The sequence below is a fragment of the Cognatundibacterium luofuense genome (assembly GCF_018139685.1).
Lineage (GTDB): Bacteria > Pseudomonadota > Gammaproteobacteria > Burkholderiales > Burkholderiaceae_D > Undibacterium > Undibacterium luofuense.
Genome location: NZ_JAGSPN010000268.1, coordinates 1 through 372, shown reverse-complemented (window position 1 = coordinate 372; position 372 = coordinate 1). Strand labels below are relative to the sequence as shown.

The following is a 372-nucleotide window of genomic DNA, read 5'->3' as shown; positions in this document are numbered from 1 at the left end:
ACCATGGCAGTCGCACCAGTGAATTCAGTTGCTTTATCTGATGAATTCGATGAGGAGAAGTTTATTTCTTTCCCGGATTCCCCATTTCAGTTGTATCAGATCTTCCCGCCGGCGGGTGATCAGCCTGCCGCCATCGGGCAATTAACAGAGGGCGTGCATGATGGCTTGTTTTTCCAGACGCTGCTGGGGGTGACCGGTTCTGGTAAAACTTACACCATGGCGAATGTGATCGCGCGTTGCGGGCGACCAGCCATTATTTTTGCACCCAATAAAACCCTGGCGGCCCAGTTATACAGCGAATTCAGGGAGTTTTTCCCGCGTAACGCGGTGGAATACTTCGTGTCTTACTATGATTACTATCAACCTGAAGCC

1 protein-coding gene is annotated in these 372 nt (G+C 50.5%); it reads left to right on the top strand.

Annotated features, from left to right (window positions below):
- Positions 1-18 precede the first annotated feature (18 nt).
- On the top strand, positions 19-372 hold a 354-nt coding region (locus KDM89_RS20345), incomplete at its 3' end, for a DEAD/DEAH box helicase family protein (RefSeq protein WP_438947536.1).